General features: G+C 75.0%; 14 protein-coding genes. 12 read left to right on the plus strand and 2 right to left on the minus strand.

Features of this window, described 5'->3' with window-relative positions; genetic code table 11:
- Window positions 1–118 precede the first annotated feature (118 nt).
- From ACIQTO_RS08425 to ACIQTO_RS08440, 4 genes are all read left to right on the plus strand, one after another.
- Window positions 119–463 carry an MGMT family protein gene (locus ACIQTO_RS08425; protein WP_380580262.1) on the plus strand — a complete coding sequence of 115 codons (345 nt, stop codon included), beginning with the start codon at window positions 119–121 and terminating at the stop codon, window positions 461–463.
- A 114-nt stretch (window positions 464–577) separates the two neighbouring features.
- Window positions 578–3895 carry an ATP-dependent helicase gene (locus tag ACIQTO_RS08430; protein WP_402384636.1) on the plus strand — a complete coding sequence of 1106 codons (3318 nt, stop codon included), beginning with the start codon at window positions 578–580 and terminating at the stop codon, window positions 3893–3895.
- A gap of 77 nt (window positions 3896–3972) precedes the next feature.
- Window positions 3973–7200, plus strand: a complete 3228-nt coding sequence (locus ACIQTO_RS08435; protein ID WP_402384639.1) for a UvrD-helicase domain-containing protein — start codon at window positions 3973–3975, stop codon at window positions 7198–7200.
- Between the two features lie 191 nt (window positions 7201–7391).
- Window positions 7392–8582 carry a PP2C family protein-serine/threonine phosphatase gene (locus ACIQTO_RS08440; protein ID WP_402384641.1) on the plus strand — a complete coding sequence of 397 codons (1191 nt, stop codon included), beginning with the start codon at window positions 7392–7394 and terminating at the stop codon, window positions 8580–8582.
- A gap of 47 nt (window positions 8583–8629) precedes the next feature.
- Here the strand turns inward: ACIQTO_RS08440 and ACIQTO_RS08445 are convergent, their stop codons facing one another.
- On the minus strand, window positions 8630–9601 hold the full coding sequence (locus ACIQTO_RS08445) for an endonuclease/exonuclease/phosphatase family protein (RefSeq protein WP_402384644.1): 972 nt from the start codon (window positions 9599–9601) through the stop codon (window positions 8630–8632).
- Between the two features lie 78 nt (window positions 9602–9679).
- Here ACIQTO_RS08445 and ACIQTO_RS08450 point away from each other — a divergent pair, with 78 nt between their 5' ends.
- The 6 genes from ACIQTO_RS08450 to ACIQTO_RS08475 all read left to right on the plus strand — a co-directional run bounded on the left by ACIQTO_RS08450 (window position 9680) and on the right by ACIQTO_RS08475 (window position 17758).
- The gene (locus tag ACIQTO_RS08450; protein WP_402384647.1) at window positions 9680–10318 is read left to right on the plus strand and encodes a PadR family transcriptional regulator; all 639 of its coding nucleotides are present in this window, start codon (window positions 9680–9682) and stop codon (window positions 10316–10318) included.
- A 70-nt stretch (window positions 10319–10388) separates the two neighbouring features.
- Complete coding sequence (locus ACIQTO_RS08455; protein ID WP_402384650.1) at window positions 10389–11162, plus strand: ABC transporter ATP-binding protein; 774 nt, start codon at window positions 10389–10391, stop codon at window positions 11160–11162.
- Window positions 11159–14047, plus strand: coding sequence for an FtsX-like permease family protein (locus ACIQTO_RS08460; protein ID WP_402384653.1), 2889 nt, complete (start codon window positions 11159–11161; stop codon window positions 14045–14047). The genes ACIQTO_RS08455 and ACIQTO_RS08460 overlap by 4 nt, the downstream gene beginning before the upstream one ends.
- 135 nt (window positions 14048–14182) lie before the next feature.
- On the plus strand, window positions 14183–15595 hold the full coding sequence (locus ACIQTO_RS08465) for a dipeptidase (RefSeq protein WP_402384656.1): 1413 nt from the start codon (window positions 14183–14185) through the stop codon (window positions 15593–15595).
- Window positions 15596–15676: 81 nt separating this feature from the next.
- Window positions 15677–16618 carry an NAD(+) diphosphatase gene (nudC, locus tag ACIQTO_RS08470; protein WP_402384659.1) on the plus strand — a complete coding sequence of 314 codons (942 nt, stop codon included), beginning with the start codon at window positions 15677–15679 and terminating at the stop codon, window positions 16616–16618.
- Window positions 16619–16894: 276 nt separating this feature from the next.
- On the plus strand, window positions 16895–17758 hold the full coding sequence (locus ACIQTO_RS08475) for a GntR family transcriptional regulator (protein ID WP_402384662.1): 864 nt from the start codon (window positions 16895–16897) through the stop codon (window positions 17756–17758).
- A gap of 33 nt (window positions 17759–17791) precedes the next feature.
- Here the strand turns inward: ACIQTO_RS08475 and ACIQTO_RS08480 are convergent, their stop codons facing one another.
- Entirely contained in the window at window positions 17792–18049 is a 258-nt protein-coding gene (locus tag ACIQTO_RS08480; RefSeq protein WP_402384665.1) for a mycoredoxin, read from the minus strand.
- Between the two features lie 189 nt (window positions 18050–18238).
- Here ACIQTO_RS08480 and ACIQTO_RS08485 point away from each other — a divergent pair, with 189 nt between their 5' ends.
- Together ACIQTO_RS08485 and ACIQTO_RS08490 are read left to right on the plus strand one after the other, a co-directional pair.
- On the plus strand, window positions 18239–20473 hold the full coding sequence (locus ACIQTO_RS08485; protein WP_402384667.1) for an ATP-dependent DNA helicase UvrD2: 2235 nt from the start codon (window positions 18239–18241) through the stop codon (window positions 20471–20473).
- Window positions 20474–20764: 291 nt separating this feature from the next.
- Window positions 20765–21244 carry a hypothetical protein gene (locus ACIQTO_RS08490; protein ID WP_402384669.1) on the plus strand — a complete coding sequence of 160 codons (480 nt, stop codon included), beginning with the start codon at window positions 20765–20767 and terminating at the stop codon, window positions 21242–21244.
- The last annotated feature ends 162 nt before the right edge of the window (window positions 21245–21406 follow it).

A 21406-nucleotide genomic window follows, 5' to 3' on the forward strand; every position in this document is an offset into this window, starting at 1 on the left:
ATCACCACTCACCGCCCCGAAGATGGTGGCATGCCTCGGCGTCCCGTGCTGGACAGGGGCCGGATCGGGCGCGGCGGATCGTTCGTACCGGACCCCGGGCCGGGCCCCGTGCGGAAGAATGCCGCAGGTGACGGACGCTACCGACGACGCCGGACCGGGCGGGCTGCCGCCCTTCGCCGAACTGGTTCTCGACCTGACCGAGCGGATTCCACCCGGGCGGGTGATGACCTACGGGGACGTTGCCGAGTACCTCGGCCAGGGCGGCCCCCGGCAGGTCGGCCGGGTGATGGCCCTCTACGGCGGCTCGGTGCCCTGGTGGCGGGTGATCCGCGCGGACGGCCGGTTCCTGCCCGGGCACGAGCAGCGCGCCCTCGCCCGGTACGGCGAGGAGGGCACCCCGCTGCGCGAGCTCGCCGACCCGCCCCGGGTCGACCTGAAGCGGGCCCGCTGGGACGGCCGGTAGCGCCGAACCGGGTGCGCGGACGGGAATGACGGGGCAGGATCGTAGGCTCGACAGAGGACGGGCCCCGCCGCGGGCCCGTCCGCCGTTGCCCGAAGCACGACCCCCAGGACGTCCGTGAGCTCCCCCTACCGTTTGGTGCGCAGCCCCCTCGCGCTCCCCGCCCCGCCCGTGCTGGACGAGTACCAGCGTGCCGTGGTGGAGCACGCGGGCGGCCCGCTGCTGGTGCTCGCCGGCCCCGGGACGGGCAAGACCACCACGCTGGTGGAGGCCGTCGCCCGGCGGATCGAGCGCGGCACCGATCCCGAGCGGATCCTGGTGCTGACCTTCAGCCGCAAGGCCGCGATGGAGCTGCGCGACCGGATGTCCGGCCGGCTCGGGGCCTCGGCCCCCGCCCCGCAGGCCACCACCTTCCACTCCTTCTGCTACGCCCTGCTCCGGGCCCACCAGGACCCGCGGGACTACGCCGAGCCGCTGCGGCTGCTCTCCGGTCCCGAGCAGGACGTCATGGTCCGCGAGCTGCTGGCCGGCGGCGCCGAGGACGCCCGCCACGGCCGGGGCCGGATCGGCTGGCCGCTCGACCTGCGGGCCTGCCTGACCACCCGGGGCTTCGCCGACGAAGTCCGCGCGGTGCTCGCCCGCAGCCGGGAGCTGGGCCTCGGCGAGGCCGAGCTGCGGCGCTTCGCCGAGGGCGTGCAGCGCCCCGACTGGGCGGCCGCCGCCCACTTCCTGGCCGACTACCTGGACGTCCTGGACCTGCGCGGGGTGCTCGACTACGCCGAGCTGGTCCATCGCGCGGTGCTGCTCGCCGAGCGCCCCGAGGTGGGCGAGGGGCTGCGGCAGCGCTACGAGGTGGTCTTCGTCGACGAGTACCAGGACACCGACCCCTCGCAGGTCCGGCTGCTGCGCCAGCTGGCCGGCGGCGGGCGGGAGCTGGTCGCCGTCGGCGACCCGGACCAGTCGATCTACGCGTTCCGCGGCGCCGACATCAACGGCATCCTGGACTTCCCGCAGACCTTCCGGCAGGCCGGCGGCGGTCCGGCCGAGGTCAAGGTGCTGCGGGTCTCCCGCCGCTCCGGCGCCGTCCTGCTCGCCGCCTCCCGCGAGCTGGCCCGGCGGATGCCGATGGGCCGGCTGCCGGCCGACAAGCTCGCCCAGCACCGGGCCCTGCTGCCCTCCCGCGAGGGCGGCCGGGTCGAGGTGTACACCTACCCGACCCCGGGCACCGAGCTGGACTCGATCGCCGACCTGCTGCGCCGCGCCCATCTGGAGGACGGGGTGCCGTGGGGCGAGATGGCCGTGCTGGTCCGGGCCGGCGGCCGGTCCATCCCCGGCGTGCGGCGGGCGCTCGGCGCGGCCGGCGTCCCGCTGGAGATCGACGGCGACGACCTGCCGCTGCGCGAGGAGCCCGCGGTGGCCCAGCTGCTGGTCGCCCTCCGGGTCTGCGCCGAGCAGGCCGCCCGGGACAAGCACGACCGCGCGACCGCCGCCGACCCGCTCACCACCGAACTCGCCCACACCCTGCTCACCGGCCCGCTCGGCGGCCTGGACGGCTCCGACCTGCGCCGCCTCGGCCGCGCCCTGCGCGAGGAGGAGCGGGCCGCGCTGCGGGCCGAGGGGGGGACCGCCGCCGTGCCGCGCCCGGCCGAGGAGCTGATCCGGGAGGCCCTCGCCGAACCGGAGCGGCTGATCGCCCTCGACCCCTCGCACGCCCGGCGCGCCCGTGACCTCGGCACCCTGCTGCGCAAGGTCCGCGAGCGCCTGGCCGGCGGCTGCACCGCGGAGGACGCGCTCTGGGAGCTCTGGGACGGCAGCCGGCGCTGGCGCGAGCGCCTGGAGCGGGCCGCGCTGCGCGGCGGCGCCGCCGGCCGCAACGCCGACCGGGACCTCGACGCGCTCTGCGCCCTGTTCGAGACCGCCGCCCGCGCCGAGGAGCAGGTCACCGGTCACCGCAGCGCCCTGGACCTGCTGGCCGAGCTGGAGGCCCAGGACATCGCCGCCGACACCCTCACCGTGCGGGCCGTCCGCCCGGACGCCGTCCGGCTGATGACCGCGCACCGGTCCAAGGGCCTGGAGTGGCGGGTGGTCGTGGTGGCCGGCGTCCAGGACGGCCTCTGGCCGGACCTGCGCCGCCGCGGCTCGCTGCTGGAGGCCGACCGGATCGGCCGGGACGGCCTGGCCGAGCCGCTGTCCCCGGCCGCCCTGCTGGGTGAGGAGCGCCGGCTCTTCTACGTCGCCGCCACCCGCGCCAAGGAGCGGCTGATCGTCACCGCCGTCAAGGCCCCCGCCGACGACGGCGACGAGCCGTCCCGCTTCCTGCGCGAGCTGTACCGCGAGGACGTCGACCCGAGGACCGGCAGGGTGGTGCGCCGCACCCCGCCGGTCACCGTCGAGGACGTCACCCACCGCCCGCGCCGCCCGCTCTCCGTCCCCGCGCTGGTCGCCGAGCTGCGGGCGGTCACCGTCGACCCGGCCCGGTCGCCCGAGCTGCGCCGCGCCGCCGCCGAGCGGCTCGCCACCCTGGCGCTGGCCGCCGACGAGGACGGGCTGCCGCTGGTGCCGGCCGCCCACCCCGACCGCTGGTGGGGGCTGGACGACGCCACCGCCGCCCCCGGGCCGCTGCGCAGCGCCGACCTGCCGGTCCGGCTCTCCGGCAGCGGGCTGGAGCAGCTGGAGAACTGCTCGCTGCAGTGGTTCCTGGACAAGGAGGTCAAGGCGCGCAGCGCCGGTTCGGCCGCCCAGGGCTTCGGCAACGTGGTGCACGCCCTGGCCGACGAGGTCGGCTCCGGCCGCACCCCCGCCGACCTCGCCGTGCTGATGGAGCGCCTGGACACGGTCTGGGACGCGCTGGCCTTCGACGCGCCCTGGAAGTCCCAGCAGGAGAAGACCGAGGCCCGGGCGGCCCTGGAGCGCTTCCTCAACTGGCACGTGCTGCAGCGCGGCCGTGACGTGGTCGCCACCGAGCACGGCTTCGACGTCACGCTGGACGCCGGCGGCGTCTCGGTGCGGATCCGCGGCTCGATGGACCGGGTGGAGAAGGACGCGGCCGGGCGGGCCTACGTGGTCGACTTCAAGACCGGAAAGGAGGCGCCGACCGACAAGTCGCTGCCCGAGCACAAGCAGCTCGCGGTCTACCAGCTCGCCGTCCGGGCCGGGGCGCTCAACGAGCTGCCCGGCTTCGACGGTCACGCCCCCGACCCGGGCGGCGCCGAGCTGGTGCAGCTGCGCAAGCCCGACAAGGCCGTCCCGGACTCGCCCAAGGTGCAGCGGCAGGACCCGCCGGACGGTGAGCCGTGGATCGAGAACCTGCTGGCCGACGCCGCCGGGCGGGTGCTCGCCGAGCGCTTCGTGCCGCGGACCGGCGGCGGCTGCGACCGCTGTTCGTTCCGTCGCAGCTGTTCGGCCCAGCGTGACGGCGCGCAGGTGGTGGAGTGAGCGCGGGCGTGTGGGGGTTCCCACAGTGGGCCGGGCGACGGGCCCGGACTGTCGGCGGTGCCCGTTAACGTTGCGGGGTGACCGCCGCGCTCAGCCACCCCGACCAGCTCAAGGAGCTGCTGGGCATCCCGTTCAACCGGGAGCAGATGGCGGCCGTCGGCGCCCCGCTGGAGCCGGCCGTGATCGTGGCCGGGGCGGGCTCCGGCAAGACCACGGTGATGGCCGCCCGGGTGGTCTGGCTGGTCGGGTCCGGCGCCGTCCGGCCGGAGGAGGTGCTCGGCCTCACCTTCACCAACAAGGCCGCCGGCGAGCTCGCCGAACGCGTCCGCTCGGCGCTCCTGCGGGCCGGGGTCGCCGAACCGGACGAGGAGCCGCTCGGCGAGCCGGAGATCTCCACCTACCACGCCTTCGCCGGCCGCCTGCTCAAGGAGCACGGCCTGCGGATCGGGATCGAGCCGGACGTGCGGCTGCTCGCCGACGCCACCCGCTTCCAGCTCGCCGCCAAGGTGCTGCGCACCGCGCGCGGTCCCTTCCCGGCCCTCACCGGGACCTTCGCCAACCTGGTCGCCGACCTGATCGCGCTGGACGGCGAGCTGGCCGAGCACCTGGTCGAACCGGAGCGGCTGCGCGCCTTCGACGAGGAGCTGCTGGACACCCTCGCCACCGCGAAGCTCACCAACGACGACCTGCGGGCCGTGCCGGTCACCGCCCGCGCCCGGCTGGAGCTGCTGCGCCTGGTCGAGGAGTACCGGCGGCGCAAGGCCGCGGCCGGGCTGATGGACTTCGGCGACCAGATAGCCGCCGCCGCCCGGCTCGCGCAGGAGCGCCCCGAGGTCGGCGAACTGCTCCGCGGCCAGTTCCGGGTGGTGCTGCTCGACGAGTACCAGGACACCTCGGTGGCGCAGCGGCTGATGCTGGCCGGCCTGTACGGCGCCGGCCCCGGGGGGCGGGGCGCCGGGCACCCGGTCACCGCGGTCGGCGACCCCTGCCAGGCGATCTACGGCTGGCGTGGCGCCTCGGTCGCCAACCTGGACGACTTCCCCCGGCACTTCCCCAAGGCCGACGGCTCCGAGGCGGCCCGCTACTCGCTCAGCGAGAACCGCCGCAGCGGAGGGCGGCTGCTCGCCTTCGCCAACGGGCTGGCCGAGCCGCTGCGCGCGATGCACGAGGGCGTCGAGGCGCTGCGCCCCGCCCCCGGCGCCGAGCAGGAGGGCTACGTCCGGGCCGCGCTGCTGCCCACCCACGCGGAGGAGATCGACTGGCTGGCCGACTCGGTCGCCCACCTGGTCCGCACCGGCACCGCCCCCGGCCGGATCGCCGTGCTCTGCCGGGGCGGCGCGGCCTTCCCCGACATCCACGCGGCGCTGGTCGCCCGGGAGGTGCCGGTCGAGGTGGTCGGCCTCGGCGGGCTGCTGCAACTGCCGGAGGTGGCCGATCTGGTGGCGACCTGCGAGGTGCTGCAGGACCCGACCGCCAACGCGGCGCTGGTCCGGCTGCTGATCGGTCCGCGCTGGCGGATCGGCCCGCGGGACCTCGCGCTGCTGGGCCGGCGCGCCGCCGAACTGGTCCGCACCGCCCGGCCCGAGGGCGTCGAGGCGCTGGCCGCCGCCGTCGCCGAGGCGGACCCGACCGAGGTGGTCTCGCTGGCCGACGCGCTGGAGACCTTCCTGGACTCCGGGTTCGGCGGTGACGGCGAACAGGCCGACGAAGCGCTGTTCTCCGCCGAGGCCCGGCTGCGGTTCGCCCGGCTCGCCCGGGAGCTGCGCGAGCTGCGCCGCTCGCTCGCCGAGCCGCTGATGGACGTGCTGCACCGGGTCCTCGCCGTCACCGGCCTGGAGGTCGAACTCGCCGCCTCCCCGCAGGCGCTGGCCGCCCGCCGCCGGGAGACCCTGCACGCCTTCCTGGACGTCGCGGCCGGCTTCGCGGACCTGGACGGCGACCCGGGCCTGTCGGCCTTCCTCGGCTTCCTGCGCGCCGCCCAGGAGTACGAGCGGGGCCTGGACAGCAGCCTGCCCGGCGGGGAGGACACCGTGAAGGTGCTCACCGCGCACAAGTCCAAGGGCCTGGAGTGGGACGTCGTGGCGGTGCCCGGTCTGGTCAAGGGCGCCTTCCCGTCCTCGACCGCGCGCGAGCGCTGGACCAGCACCAAGCGGGTGCTCCCGCACGCCCTGCGCGGCGACGCGGCCACCCTGCCCGACGTGCGCGGGGGGTGGAACGGCAAGTCCATGGCCGCCTTCAAGGCGGCGCTCTCCGAGCACTCGGGCACCGAGGAGCTGCGCCTCGGCTATGTCGCCTTCACCCGGCCGCGTTCGCTGCTGCTGGCCTCCGGGCACTGGTGGGGGCCCAGCCAGAAGACCGTGCGCGGTCCGTCCGACTTCCTGGAGGCGCTGCGGGCGCACTGCGAGCAGCCCGGCGCGGGCGAGCTGGAGCACTGGGCCGAGCAGCCGCCGAAGGGGGCCGAGAACCCGGCGCTGGCCGCGCCGGTCGAGCGGCCCTGGCCGCTGCCGCTGGACCCGGCGGCCCAGCACGCCCGCCGCCGGGTCGCCGAGGTGGTGCACCGCCGCCTCGCCGGACAGCCCGCCGCCGAGCCGGAGCCGATGGCCGCCGAGGACCGCCGCCAGGTGGAGTCCTGGGACCGTGACCTCACCGCGCTGGTCGGTGAGTTGGAGCGGTCCCGGCGCAGCGTGCGGGAGGTGCCGCTGCCCGCCGCGCTCTCCGCCACCCAGCTGCAGCGGCTGGCCGCCGATCCGGACGGCTTCGCGCACGACCTGGCCCGTCCGATGCCCCGCCCGCCGCAGCCGGCCGCCCGCCGGGGCACCCGCTTCCATGCCTGGGTGCAGTCCCGGATCGAGCCGTTGCTGCTGATCGAGCCGGGCGCGCTGCCGGGGGCGGACGACGACGGCATCGAGGACGAGCGGGACTTGGAGCGGCTCAAGGAGGCGTTCCTGCGCACGCCGTACGCGAACCGGACGCCCTACCGGGTCGAGGCGCCGTTCCAGCTGGTGCTCGCGGGCCGGGTGGTGCGCGGCCGGATCGATGCGGTCTACCGCGAGGGTGACGGCCGGTCAGGACCGGGCGGCGCGTCACGCTACGAAGTGGTGGACTGGAAGACGCAGCGCGAGGAGACCGCGGACCCGCTCCAGCTCGCGGTCTACCGGGTGGCCTGGGCCGAACAGTTGGGCGTTCCGCCGGAGCAGGTCACGGCGTCGTTCCTGTATGTCCGCAGTGGTCGGATCGAACAACCCGCAGGACTTCCCGACCGAAAAGAGTTGGAACGGCTCCTGATCGGGAACAGTGAAGAATGAGTCACGGAGAGCATTCAAGTCATCACGGCAGCGGGCGAAACCTGTGCGTAGTGCACGGTTCGTGCCTATTGTGGGGTCGGTAACCGGTCAACCCCCGTGCTCCGGCCGCCAGCGAGGCCCGCATTCCCTAACCCTCAGTCATCACCGCAGGTGTCCCCGGGCACCGGCGTCTTCTGCTGGAGAGACCGAAGTTGAGCGCGACCGGATGGATCAGAGAGCGGTTCGCCGGGCCGACCCCGGGGGCCGTTCCGGGCGCGACCGGCACCTGGCCGAGGACGGCGCTCGCGCTGCCGTTCATCGGCATGGCGCTGGTCGTCGCCCTCGACTACGTCAGCAACACCGAGGTGACGGTCGAGCCGGCCCTCACCGCCGTCCCCGCGCTGGCCGCCGTGGTCAGCCGCCGCACCTGGTACCCGCTCGCCATCGGCCTCTGCACCGAGGCGGTGGCCTTCCTGATGGCCGCCTACAGCGACTCGCTCGGCGAGTCCGTGCACAGCGCCACCGTCTTCGCCGTCGTGCTGGTCGCCGCGATCGGCTGGGTCAGCGCCACCCTGAGGCTGCGGCAGGAGAAGGCGCTCGCCGACGCCCAGCTGGTCGCCTCGATCGCCCGCCGGGTGCTGCTGCGTCCCGTTCCCGAGCGGGTCGGCACCGTCCGGGCCGCCGTCCACTACGAGGCCGCCGCCGCGCACGCCCGGATCGGCGGCGACCTCTACGAGGTGGTCAACACCCGGCACGGGGTCCGGGCCGTGGTCGGCGACGTCCGCGGCAAGGGGCTCGGCGCGGTGGAGACCGCCGCCGCCGTGCTCGGCGCCTTCCGCGAGGCCGCCCACCAGGAGCCCGCGCTGGACCGGGTGGCCGGGTGGCTCGCGGTCAGCCTCGACCGGGCCCTGCACGAGAACGACCACCCCGGCGTGGAGGAGGAGTTCGTCACCCTGGTGCTGATCGGGGTCCGGCCCGACGGCGTCGCCGAGATCGTCAACTGCGGTCACCCCTCGCCGCTGCTGCTGCGCGGGAGCGAGCCGGTCCGGCCGCTGGAGCTCGCCGAGACGGTGCCCCCGCTCGGCGTCCTCGACCCGGTCGACGTCCGGCCGCCGGTGCACGAGGTCCCGCTGCGGGAGGGGGACCGCGTCCTGCTCTTCACCGACGGTGTCATCGAGGCCCGGGACCGGGCCGGTGTGTTCTACCCGCTCGCCGAGCGGTTGCCGCACTGTTCGGCCGGCCGCCCGGCGGACGTCCTGCAGCGCCTGCACGAGGACGTGGTCCGTCACGTCGGCCGCCAGCTCGGCGACGACGCGGCGATGCTGCTGCTCCAGTACGACCCGCTCGGGCCGGGGCCGCACGTGCCGCACCAGAACGGGCTGGTGGCGCAGCCCCGGAGCTGACCGCCGCCCGTGGCCCGGCGGCCCGGTTGGGGCCGTCGGGCCGGAGCCTAGAGGCCGACCTCCACCACCAGCGGGCGGTGGTCCGAGACCCCGGTCCGCGGGGCGGCCGCCGGGCCGACGGCGGTGCGCGGCACGCCCACCGCCAGCACGTGGTCGAACTGCACGGCCGGCCGGTGCGCGGGGTAGGTGGGCGTGCGCGCCAGGTCGTACCAGCCCTGGAGCCGGGCCCGGGGCTCCCGCACCCGCCGCCGGCGCGGCTCGATCAGCGCGGGCCGGGCCCGCCGGGCCGCCCGCAGGTCACGGACCCGCGCCCGGGGCGCGGTCCGGTCCAGCGCGGTGGCCCCGCCCAGCACCGTCCGGGGCACCGCGCCGATCAGGTTGAAGTCCCCCAGGACCAGGTAGGGCCGGGGCAGGTCGGCGATCCAGCGCCGGATCCCCGCCAGCTGCGCCATGTTCCAGCCCGGCACGAAGGACAGGTGCGCGGCCACCACGGTGAACGGCCCGTGCTCGCCCTCCAGGACGGCCGCCAGCGCGGCCCGCGGCTCGTCCGGGACGGGCGTGAGCCCGCGCCGGCCGGCCACCCGCAGCGGCAGTCCGAACGGGGCCGGGGCGAACCGCCGGGCCCGCCAGTGCCGCACCGGCAGCCGGGTCAGCAGCGCGGTGCCGTACGAGGGCGGCGCGTCGTCGCCGACCTCGTTCGGCCCGTAGACCCGCAGGCCGGCGGGTGCCGAGGGCTCCGGCACCCAGCCCGCCACCGGTGCCGGCCGCCCGTGCAGCGCGGCGGCGAACCGCCAGTCCGCGGCGCCCATCGCCTTGGCGGCGACGGCGGCCTGGTCGGTGCCGCCGGAGCGGGCCTGGTGGCGGTCCACCTCCTGGAGCGCGAGCACGTCGGCGTCCAGCGCGGCCACCGCCTCCGCCAACGGCCCGCCGGCGTCGGCGGGATAGGGCCGCGGGGCGCCGTCCGGGGCGAGCGGCTGACCGTGCAACAGATTGAAGGTGGCGATGCGCAACTGGCTCACACCGCACGACGGTACCCGCTCCCCGGCGGAGGGGGCGCGGCTTGAGCCCACCGGGCATACCGGGTATACATACTCGGTATGTCCATCCGTCACGGTCTGCTCGCCCTGCTCGACCAGGGCCCCCGCTACGGCTACCAGCTGCGCACCGAGTTCGAGGCGCGCACCGGCGCCACCTGGCCGCTCAACGTCGGCCAGGTCTACACCACGCTGTCCCGCCTGGAGCGCGACGGCCTGGTCGAGCCCGCGGGGGAGGACGCGGAGGGGCACCAGTTCTACGCCGTCACCGAGGCCGGCCGGACCGAACTGCGGGCCTGGTTCGACACCCCGGTGCCCCGGACCAACCCGCCGCGCGACGAGCTGGCGATCAAGCTCGCCATGGCGGTCACCGTCCCGGGGGTGAACGTGCCTGCGGTCGTCCAGGGCCAGCGCCGGCACAGCGTCAAGGCGCTCCAGGACTACACCCGGCTCAAGGCCCGCGCGCTGACCGGTGAGTCCCGCCCCGGCGGCTCCGGCCAGCCGGCCGGCCCCGGCGCCGACCTCGCCTGGCTGCTCGTCCTCGAACAGCTGATCTTCCAGACCGAGGCCGAGATCCGCTGGCTCGACCACTGCGAGACCCGGCTCGCCCAGCACGCCGAGATCGAACAGGCCCGGGCCGCCGAGGCCCGCCGGGCCGAGCCCGAGGCCGCCCGGCCCGGGCGGCGCCGCACCAAGGCCTGAACCCGTACGACCTCAAGAACCACCGCCCGGCCGCCACCGCGACCCCGGGCCCAGAACAGCAGGGGGAAGTGTGTCCCACACCGATCCGATCAGGCGCGGTACCGAACCGGTACTGCACCTGGACAACATCACCCGGGTGCACGGCCAGGGCGCGGCCGAGGTGCAGGCGCTGCGCGGGGTGGACCTCAAGGTGCACCCCGGTGAGTTCGTCGCCGTGATGGGCCCGTCCGGGTCCGGCAAGTCGACCCTCTTGACGCTCGCCGGCGGCCTGGACACCCCGAGCACCGGCCAGGTCCTGGTCGAGGGCGTCGCGCTCGGCGGGCTCAGCCGCAAGAAGCTGGCCGAGGTCCGCCGCCGCTCGGTCGGCTACGTGTTCCAGGACTACAACCTGATACCGGCCCTCACCGCCGCCGAGAACATCTCGCTGCCGCGTGAGCTGGACGGCGTCTCCGGCCGCGCCGCCCGCCGCGAGGCGCTGGCCGCGCTGGAGGAGCTCGGCATCCCCGAGCTCGCCGACCGCTTCCCCGACGACATGTCCGGCGGCCAGCAGCAGCGCGTCGCCATCGCCCGCGCGCTGATCGGGGAGCGCCGCCTCGTCCTCGCCGACGAGCCCACCGGCGCCCTCGACTCCACCACCGGCGAATCCGTCCTCGCCGTGCTGCGCGCCCGCTGCGACGCCGGCGCGGCCGCGATGATGGTCACCCACGAACCCCGGCACGCCGCCTGGGCCGACCGCGTCGTCTTCCTCCGCGACGGCCGGATGGTCGACGAGAGCGTCAGCCAGGACGCCGGCAGCCTGCTCGTCTCCGCGGCCACCAACGCGAAGGGCCCGGTGGCGGAGTGAGGCTCAGCGCCTGGCGGGTCGCCCTGCGGATCGCCCGCCGAGACGCCCTGCGCGCCAAGGGCCGCAGCGCCCTCGTGGTCGCCATGGTCGCGCTGCCCGTGCTCGGCGTCGCCGGCGCCGACGTGGTCTTCCGCAGCGCCGAACTCGACCCCGTCGAGCGGGTCGTCCGCACCATGGGCCAGTCCGACGCCGAGATCCAGCTCATCGACCGCGGCTCGGTCATCCTGCAGGCACCCGACCCCGACCAGCCCTTCGACCTCACCGGCGCCGACGAGGCCAAGGTGGAGAACGGCCGGCCGCAGTACACGCCCGAGCAGCGCCGCAGTCTCGACACCGAGCCCGCCGAACTGGTCAAGCAGCTGCTCCCGGCCGGCGCCACGCTCGTGCCGGTGCGACAGGGCCCGTACACCCCCACCAGCACCGCCGAAGGCCTGCTCAGCGTGCAGACCGTCGAGGCCGACCTCAACGACCCGGTCTGGAAGGGCCGGATCAACGTGGTCGGCGGCCGCGCCCCGAGCGCCGGCCACGAGGTCGCCGCCACCCGGGACTTCCTCGACCGCTCCGGCCTCAAGCTCGGCGACCGCACCTCCGTGCGCGGTCTGGAGGCCACCCCCTTCACCATCACGGCCGTCGCCGAGTACCCCGGTGACCTGCGGACCGCCGGGCTCATCGCCCGGCCCGGCATGCTGGCCGACCCGCTGCTGAAGCTGCCCGGCGCCGACCAGGCCTTCGGCCGCTCGTCGAGGGGGGAGAGCGGCCGCTGGCTGGTCGAGCTCCCGGCCGGGGCCGCCCTGGACTGGCCCAAGGTGACCGAGTTCAACAAGTACGGCTTCACCGTCGCCTCCCGCGGCGTGCTGCTCGACCCGCCGGCCCGCTCCGAGGTGCCGCTCTACGCCAAGAAGGGGCCGGAGACCGGCGGGCCCAGGTACCTCGACAAGACCTCCGTGGTCATCCTGGCCACCGTCGTCGGCATGGCGCTGCTGGAGATCGTGCTGCTCGCGGGCCCCGCCTTCGCCGTCGGGGCCAGGCGCTCGCGCCGCCAGCTCGGTCTGCTCGCCGCCGGCGGCGGTAACCGGGCCGACGTCCGCGCGGTCGTCCTCGGCGGCGGTGTCGTCCTCGGCGTGACCGGCGCGGCCCTGGGCCTGGCGCTCGGCGTCGGTCTGGTCGCGGTGCTGCGCACCAAGGCCGAGAACTACTCGGGAGAGCGGTTCGGCCACTTCGACCTCCAGCCGGTCGACCTGCTCGGGGTCCTCGCCATCGGCCTGGTCACCGGCCTCCTCGCGGCCGTCGTCCCGGCCGTCCAGGCCTCCCGGCAGGACGTCGTCGCCGCGCTCACCGGCCGTGACTCGCTCAAGCCGCCGAGCCGCAAGCTCGCCCTGCTCGGCCTGCTGATGCTGGCCGGCGGTGCCGCGCTCGCCCTGCTCGGCGCGACCAGCGGCTTCGGCAACCGCAGCATGGCCGTACTCGGTGGCTCGGTCGTCGCCGAACTCGGCATGGTCGCCCTGACGCCCTACCTGGTCGGCCTGTTCGGCCGGATCGGCCGCTGGCTGCCGCTCGGCCCCCGTCTGGCGCTGCGCGACTCGGTCCGCCACCGCGGCCGCACCGCCCCCGCCGTCGCGGCGGTGATGGCCGCCGTCGCCGGATCCGTCGCGGTCGGCATCTACACCGCCAGCAGTGAGGAGCAGAACCGCCAGGAGTACATCGCCTCCGCGCCGGCCGGCGCGGTCACGCTGAGCAGCGGCTGGGGTTCGGCCGCGGACGGCAAGCTGCTGCCCCAGCTGCGCGGCGCCGTCGAGGGCAACATCCCCGACCTCGGCCCCCGCGCCGACGTGCAGAAGGTCGGCCTCCAGGCGGACTGCGACCCGGTCCGCGGCAACTGCGGCTACGTCACCACCGCGCTGCCGAAGGAACGGCGCTGCCCGCTGTTCGACGACAGCAGCGATTCCATCCCCGCGGCGGAGGCGAAGCGGCTCCGTACGCAGGACGAGCGCTGCAAGGAGTCCCGCGCCTACCGGATGAACCCGTTCAGCACGCTGGCCGCCGGGGACGCCACCCTGCTGCACAACCTGTTCGGGGTGACCGACCCGGCCGGCGGCCAGGCGCTGGCCGCCGGCAAGGCCGTCGTCTTCGACCCGCGGTACGTCAAGGACGGCAAGCTCATCGTGAGCGTGACCGAGCCGGCCGCCCCGCAGTCGGACCAGCTCAACGCCCCGCCGGTGCACGACGCGCCGAAGCGCGAGATCGGGGTCGACGCGGTGCTGGTCGCCGCCTCCGCCCCGACCGGGGGCCAGGCCGTGATCAGCCCGGAGACCGTCCGCCGGCTCGGGCTGGCCGTCAGCGACGCCGGCTCGGTCTGGCTGCCGGTCAAGGCGCCGTCCGACGGTGCCGAGCAGAAGGCGATGGGGGCGGTCGAGAAGCTCGCCGACGGCACCCACTTCGGGGTCGAGCGCGGCTACCGGTCCAACGGGGACCTGATCACCCTCGGTCTGACGGGCTTCGCCGCCCTGGTCGCGCTGGGCGCGGCCGGCATCGCCACCGGCCTCGCCGCCGCCGACTCGCAGCGCGACCTGACCACCCTGGCGGCGGTCGGCGCCGCGCCGCGGATCCGCCGCAGCCTCTCCGGCTTCCAGTGCGGGGTGATCGCCGCGATGGGCACCCTGCTCGGGGTGGTCGCCGGGGTGGTGCCGGCGGTGGCCCTGCGCAAGGTGGAGGGCGTCGCGATGTCCTCCCCGGGCATGCCCGCCGACGAGGTGGCCGACCACACCGTGATCGTCTTCCCGTGGCTCAACGTCGGCGTGACCGTGGTCGTGCTGCCGCTGCTCGCGGTGGGGCTGGCCGCGCTGCTCACCCGCTCGCGGATCTCGCTGCTGCGCCGCTCCGGCTGACCGCGCGTTCCCGTGTCCCGTCACCCCCGGCCGCCGCCCCGTGCGGCCGGGGGTGACGGACGTTACAGGCCCCGCGGCGCCCGGTGGCCGGACGGCCGGGGCGGGCACCCGCACGGGCGAACTAAAGTCGTCGGTATGACGAGAACCCCGGACAGCGTCGTCCGCTCCTTCATCGACCGGCACCAGGCCGAGTTCCTGGCCGACCTCTCCGACTGGCTCCGCATCCCCTCGGTCTCCGCCGACCCGGAACGGGCCGGCGACGTCCGCCGCTCCGCCGAGTGGCTGGCCGCGAACCTGCGCGGGACCGGGTTCCCGGTGGTGGAGGTCTGGGAGACGGACGGTCTGCCGGCGGTGTTCGCCGAGTGGCCCTCCGGGGACTCGTCCGCGCCGACCGTGCTGGTCTACGGTCACCACGACGTGCAGCCCGCCGCCAAGGAGGACGGCTGGGCGACGGAGCCGTTCGAGCCGACCGTGGTCGGCCGGCAGCTGTTCGCGCGCGGGGCCGCCGACGACAAGGGGCAGGTGTTCTTCCACACGCTCGGCGTCCGCGCCCACCTGGCCGCCACCGGGCGCACGGCGCCGGCCGTCAACCTCAAGCTGCTGGTCGAGGGCGAGGAGGAGTCCGGCTCGCCGCACTTCCCGGCCCTGGTCCGCCGGGAGGCCGGCCGGCTGGCCGCCGACGTGGTGATCATCTCGGACACCGGGATGTGGTCCGAGACCACGCCGACGGTCTGCACCGGCATGCGGGGCCTGGCCGACGCCCAGATCGACCTCCACGGCCCGGACAGCGACATCCACTCCGGTTCCTTCGGCGGCGCCGTCCCCAACCCGGCGGCGGTCGCGGCCGAGCTGGCCGCCGCGCTGCACGACGAGGACCGCCGGGTGGCCGTCCCGGGCTTCTACGACGGGGTGGTCGAGCTGACCGCGCGCGAGCGCGAGCTCTTCGCGGAGCTGCCCTTCGACGAGGGGCAGTGGCTGAAGGTCGCCAAGTCGCACGGCACCCTCGGCGAGGCCGGCTACTCCACCCTGGAGCGGGTCTGGGCCCGGCCGACCGCCGAGGTGAACGGCATCTGGGGCGGCTACACCGGCCCCGGTGGCAAGACCATCGTGCCGTCCTCGGCCCACCTCAAGCTGTCCTTCCGGCTGGTGGCCGGCCAGGAGGTGGAGCGGGTCCGGGAGGCCGTCCGGTCCTGGGTGGCGGAGCGGGTGCCCGAGGGCATCCGGTACGAGCTGGAGTTCCCGGGCGCCACCCGGCCGTGCCTGACCCCGCTGGACCACCCGGCGCTGCGGTCCACCGTCCGGGCGATGGAGCGGGCCTTCGGGCAGCGGATCCTCTTCACCCGGGAGGGTGGTTCCGGTCCGGCCGCCGAGCTCCAGGACGTGCTCGGCGCGCCGGTGCTCTTCCTCGGCGTCTCGGTGCCCTCGGACGGCTGGCACTCGGTCGACGAGAAGGTCGAACTCGACCTGCTGGCCAAGGGCGTGGAGACGACCGCCTACCTCTGGGCCGACCTGGCCGAGAACTGGCGGCCGGGCGACGGGGCAGCGTGACGGCCGCGGGGCGTTTCCCGCGGCCCGTTCTGGCAGACAGACCACTCATCCGGATGATTCATCACGTGGGGATGGAACGAAGTGAGCACCGTGCCTGAGACCGAACGCCCGCTGCACCTGGCACTGGCCCGGGCCGGGGTGGACCGGGCGGCCCAGCACCGGTTCGACGAGCCCTGGCTGGCGGCCGCCTGGAGCCACCCGGCCACCAAGGTGCTGCCGATCGCCGGCGGCGAGGCCTTCGTGGTGGACACCGGGCAGGGCACCGAACTGGTCCTGCTGCCCTCCTTCGAGGCGCCGCAGACCGGGGACCGCTACTTCCTCGGCACCGACGAGGACGGGGTGTCGTACTTCGCGCTGGCCGGCGAGAGCCTGCCCGGGCGGCTCGACGGCGACGCCCGCCCGGCCGGGCTGCGCGAGGTCGGGGCGATGCTCTCCGACCGGGACGCCGGACTGCTGGTGCACGCCGTGGCGCTGGAGCACTGGCACCGGCTGCACAGCTTCTGCTCGCGCTGCGGGCACCCGACCGAGAAGGCCGGCGCCGGCCACGTCCGGCGCTGCACCTCCTGCGCGGCCGAGCACTACCCGCGCACCGACCCGGCGGTGATCATGATGATCACCGACGAGCAGGACCGCTGCCTGCTCGGCCGGCAGGCGCTCTGGCCGGAGGGCCGCTGGTCGACCCTGGCCGGGTTCGTCGAGCCGGGGGAGTCGATCGAGCAGGCGGTGGTCCGCGAGGTCTTCGAGGAGGCCGGGGTGCGGGTCGCCGAGGTCGGCTACGTGGCCAGCCAGCCGTGGCCGTTCCCGTCCAGCCTGATGCTGGGCTTCCTGGGCAAGGCCGATCCGGCCGGGACGGCGATCACCGTGGACGGCGAGGAGCTGGCCGAGGCGCGCTGGTTCTCCCGGGAGGAGCTGCGGGCCGGCATGGCGGCGGGCGAGATCCTGCCGCCGTCCGGGATTTCGATCGCCCGTCACCTGGTCGAACTCTGGTACGGAGAGCCGCTGCCCTCGGCCGCGCGCTGGTAATTCCGGCAATTGGGGGCGTGCAGCTTATTGCTGTGCGCCCCCAATTTCGTTTCGTGCCCTTGTCGCGCCGGTCATCCAGGTGCCCGGCGCGGCCGAACGGGTGGCCGGAACCGATTTCCCGCTGGTCGGGCGCGCTGATGTTCGTATCCGGAGGGGCCGCTTCCCGCGCCTCCCGGCCCGGGTGGGGCGCCCGCTCCGCGCCCGGTGTCGCCGATCCGGGGCGACATTGTCGGAATCGCCTGAAACCGGGTCACCGCCCTCGCTACATTCACTCGGGTGACAATCCCACGGGGCACCGCCCAATCCCCCAAATACCAGCGCCTCGCCGCCGATCTGCGCCGCCGGATCGCCGAGGGCGAGTTCACCGCCCAGGCCGCCCTGCCGGTCGAGAGCGAACTGGAGCGCCAGTACGGGGTCGCGCGCAACACCGTCCGGCTGGCCGTCGACGTCCTGGTCAACGAGGGCCGGCTGGTCCGCCTCCAGGGCAAGGGCACCTACCTCCGGGAGCACCCCGTCCTGGACCACCGCGCCTACGGCCCGACCCCGGCGAGCCCGCTGTCCCGCGATCCCCTCGCCGGGCCGCGGGACTGCCTCGCCGTGCCCACCGCCGTCTACCTCGGTGAGGCCGCCGACGCCGGCCGGGAGCTCACCGTCGACTTCGAGATGATGATCGTGCGGGCCCGGGTGGACATCGCCGAGCGGCTCGGACTGCGGCCCGGTGAGGCCATCGTGGTCCGCCGCCAGCTGCGGCTGCTGGACCGCGAGCCGTACTCGATCGAGGAGAGCCACTACCGGGCCGGCCTCGCGGCGGGCACCCCGCTGATGGAACCCGACCAGATCGACGGCGGCGACGAGGCGGTGCTCGCCCTGCTCGGCCGCACCGAGATCGGCGCCGTGGACCACCTGGTGGCCCGGATGCCCGGCCCCGAGGAGGCGCAGTGGTTCCAGGGCGGCCCCGGGGTGCCGCTGATGGTCCAGACCCGGGTGACGTACGACCGGCGCGGTCCGGTCCGGGTCATCGAGACCCGCTACTCCGCCGACCGCAGCCGGCTCGTCTACGGCGTCGGCGACCTCGCCGCCCGGGCCCTGCTGCCCGCCCCCGCGGCCCCGGTGGACCCGGCCCGGGCCGACGCCCCCTGAGGCGCGCCGGCCCGGGCCCGCGGCCCGCGCGGATCAGGCCGCCAGGGCCTTCTTGACCTGCATCAGGCTCGGGTTGGTCATCACGATCTGCTCGCCGCCGCGCTCCGGCGTCACCAGGACGGTCGGCACGATCTGGTTGCCGTCGTTGACGGACTCGACGAAGGACGCCGAGTTCGGGTCCTCCTCGATGTTGATCTCGGTGTAGCCGATGCCCTCACGGGTCAGCTGGCCCTTGAGCCGGTTGCAGTACCCACACCAGGTCGTGCTGTACATCGTCACGCTGCCGGACATCGAGGGGCTCCTTCGGGAAGAGGGCGTGCGGTCTGAGAGAGGAACGTCCGTCACGCATCGGTCATTCCACGTGCGCCCGGCGTGAGATCGACCTCGCACGCCCGAGCGCGCACCGCTCATCCTGCGATCGCACCGGCCCTGTGGACAAGCCCGCCCCGGTTGTCCCACCGGGCTGAGAGGATGGAACGCATGCAGGAAGACCTCTTGAGCGACAGCCCGTTCGACGACTACCGCGCCGCGTCCGGCCCCGACGCGGTGCTCGCCGGGCTCGACCCCGAGCAGCGGGCCGTCGCCACCGCCCTGCAGGGGCCCGTCTGCGTGCTCGCCGGCGCCGGCACCGGCAAGACGCGGGCCATCACCCACCGGATCGCCTACGGCGTGCGCAGCGGGGTCTACCAGCCCGCGCAGGTCCTCGCCGTCACCTTCACCGCCCGCGCGGCGGGCGAGATGCGCGGGCGGCTGCGCCAGCTCGGCGCCGAGGGCGTCCAGGCCCGGACCTTCCACTCCGCCGCGCTGCGCCAGCTCCAGTACTTCTGGCCGCGCGCCGTGGGCGGCGCGGTGCCGCAGCTGGTGGAGCGCAAGGTCCAGCTGGTCGCCGAGTCCGCGGCGCGCTGCGGGCTGCGGGTCCAGCGCACCGAGCTGCGCGACCTCACCGCCGAGATCGAGTGGGCCAAGGTCTCCCAGATCGGCCCGGACGACTACCCGGCCGCGGTGCAGAAGTCGAGCCGCGAGGCCCCGCGCGACCCGGCCGAGACCGCCCAGGTGTACCGGGTGTACGAGGAGACCAAGAGCCGGCGCGGCGTCATCGACTTCGAGGACGTCCTGCTGCTGACCGCCGCGATCCTGGAGGACCGCCCGGACATCGCCGACCAGGTCCGGGCCCAGTACCGGCACTTCACCGTCGACGAGTACCAGGACGTCTCGCCGCTCCAGCAGCGGCTGCTCGACCAGTGGACCGGCCCCGCCGCCGGCAGCCTGTGCGTGGTCGGCGACGCCAGCCAGACCATCTACTCGTTCACCGGCGCCACCCCCGACTACCTGCTGAACTTCCGCACCCGCCACCCCGGGGCGACGGTGGTCAAGCTGGTCCGCGACTACCGCTCCACCCCGCAGGTCGTCCACCTCGCCAACGGGCTGCTCGCCCAGGCCCGCGGCCAGGCGGCCCGGCACCGGCTGGAGCTGATCTCGCAGCGCGAGGCCGGCCCCGAGCCGGTCTACACCGAGTACGAGGACGAGCCGACCGAGGCCGAGACCACCGCCCGCCGGATCCAGGAGCTGCTGGCGACCGGGGTGCGGGCCAGCGAGGTCGCCGTGCTGTTCCGCACCAACGGCCAGTCCGAGGTCTACGAGCAGGCGCTCGCCGACCTCGGCGTCTCCTACCAGCTCAAGGGCGCCGAGCGGTTCTTCGAGCGGCCCGAGGTCCGGGACGCCGGGGTGCTGCTGCGCGGCGCCGCCCGGGCCGCCTCCGACCCGCTCACCGACGGCACCCCCGGCCTCGCCCCCCAGGTGCGCGCGGTGCTGGCGACCCGGGGCTTCACGGCCGAACCGCCGGCCGGCTCCGGCGCGGTCCGCGAGCGCTGGGAGTCGCTGGCCGCGCTGGTCCGGCTCGCCGAGGACTTCGAGCGCACCCGCACGGCGGCCGGCGAGCCGGCCGACCTGGCCGCCTACGTCGCCGAGCTGGACGGCCGGGCCGCCGCCCAGCACGCGCCCGCCGTCGAGGGCGTCACCCTGGCCTCGCTGCACGCCGCCAAGGGCCTGGAGTGGGACGCCGTCTTCCTGGTCGGCCTCACCGAGGGCACCATGCCGATCATCTACGCCAAGACGGACGAGCAGATCGAGGAGGAGCGCCGGCTGCTCTACGTCGGCGTCACCCGGGCCCGCAAGCACCTCTCGCTCTCCTGGTCGCTCTCCCGCGCCCCGGGGGGCCGGGCCAGCCGCAAGCCGACCCGGTTCCTGGACGGACTGCGGCCGGGCTCCGGCGCACCGGGCGCGCGCGCCGGAGGCCGGGGCGGGCGCGGCGGGGCCGAGCCCGGTGAGCGCTCCGCCGGGCGCCGGGCGCCGCGCGGCCCGGTCCGCTGCCGGGTCTGCGAGCGGGTGCTCACCGAGGCGGTCGAGCGCAAGCTGCGCCGCTGCGAGAGCTGCCCCTCCACGATGGACGAGGCACTGTACGAGCGGCTGCGCGAGTGGCGGGCCGGGCAGGCGAAGAAGCAGGGCGCCCCGGCCTACGTCGTGTTCACCGACGCGACGCTGATGGCGATCGCCGAGGACGTCCCGGCGACCCGGCAGGACCTGGCGGTCATCTCGGGGGTCGGCGCCATGAAGCTGGACAAGTACGGGGCCGCCGTGCTCTCGTTGTGTGCGGGGGAGGAGCCTGCGGAGGATCCGGTCGACGTCGAGGACGGCGATCCGGGCGAACCGGCCTGAGCCGATCCCGGGCGGTCTCCGGGGCAGCCGGAGTCGGTGCCCGGGGACACTTCGGAACCCGTCGGGAAACTCGCCGGAAAAATAGTTTGCGCGCCGTACCGGGAGCGCAATAGCCTGCCGGAGCGGTCAAGGGGACACGAACGCACGGGGTGACGCCTGTGCCATGTCCTCCTGGGCCCGACAGCTGCTTCTCCGCCCCACCAGCTCCACCCGCACCACCGAGACAGACATCCGAACAGTTCGGAGCCCGGGAGACCAGGCCCCGCGAGACGCCGAGAGGAGGCGAAGGCAGTGGAAACCATCATGATCACCAAACTGACTGGCCAGACCGTCGTCGTCGCTTCCCTGCGTGCCGCCCGACTGAGGGCTCTCGCCGAGCTGGGCGGAACCGGTCTGGGTCTCGAAGCCATGGGTGCCTCCGTCGTCACCGCTTCCGTCGTCCCCGTTGTCAGTGGTCTTGGACACACTGGCCTCTGCGGCGCGGATATTACGGGCGGTATTGACGGCACCTCTGTCGAGACCGGTCTGTCCCGTGGCTGGGCCTCCGTGAGCACGTCGCGCTCCCCGCGCGATGAGCGACCGACCCAGGCACCGAAGGCGGCCGTAGCCGCCGCCATGCATGGCGGCTATGCGCGGGTCATCGGTGCCGGAAACGCCCAGAAGCAGAACGAGCAGCAGATCAACAAGCAGGCCATGGCCGCCTTTACCGGCGCCACGGCCGTCCGGATGCGGGCCTTCCGCGGGCCTGAACCCTGGAGAGAACGAACCTGAGGAAGCTTCAGGTCGGCACCTCCAGGGCCGCGGAACCCGTCACACCGGGATCCGCGGCCCTTCTGTTTTGTCCGGTACGCAAGACCACCCAGGCCCCTTGGGGCCTCCGGCTCAGCCCCACCAGTCAACTGAGCCGGACCCACTGAAAAGACGAGGAAGACG

It is taken from the genome of Kitasatospora sp. NPDC091207 (assembly GCF_044768625.1).
GTDB lineage: Bacteria > Actinomycetota > Actinomycetes > Streptomycetales > Streptomycetaceae > Kitasatospora.

What these genes read in the sequence shown, in the direction of transcription:
- ACIQTO_RS08425 (WP_380580262.1), top strand. Translation starts at nt 119, where the DNA reads ATGCCGCAGGTGACGGACGCTACCGACGACGCCGGACCGGGCGGGCTG.
- ACIQTO_RS08450 (WP_402384647.1), top strand. Translation starts at nt 9,680, where the DNA reads ATGTCCATCCGTCACGGTCTGCTCGCCCTGCTCGACCAGGGCCCCCGC.
- ACIQTO_RS08465 (WP_402384656.1), top strand. Translation starts at nt 14,183, where the DNA reads ATGACGAGAACCCCGGACAGCGTCGTCCGCTCCTTCATCGACCGGCAC.
- ACIQTO_RS08480 (WP_402384665.1), bottom strand. Translation starts at nt 18,049, where the DNA reads ATGTCCGGCAGCGTGACGATGTACAGCACGACCTGGTGTGGGTACTGC.
- ACIQTO_RS08485 (WP_402384667.1), top strand. Translation starts at nt 18,239, where the DNA reads ATGCAGGAAGACCTCTTGAGCGACAGCCCGTTCGACGACTACCGCGCC.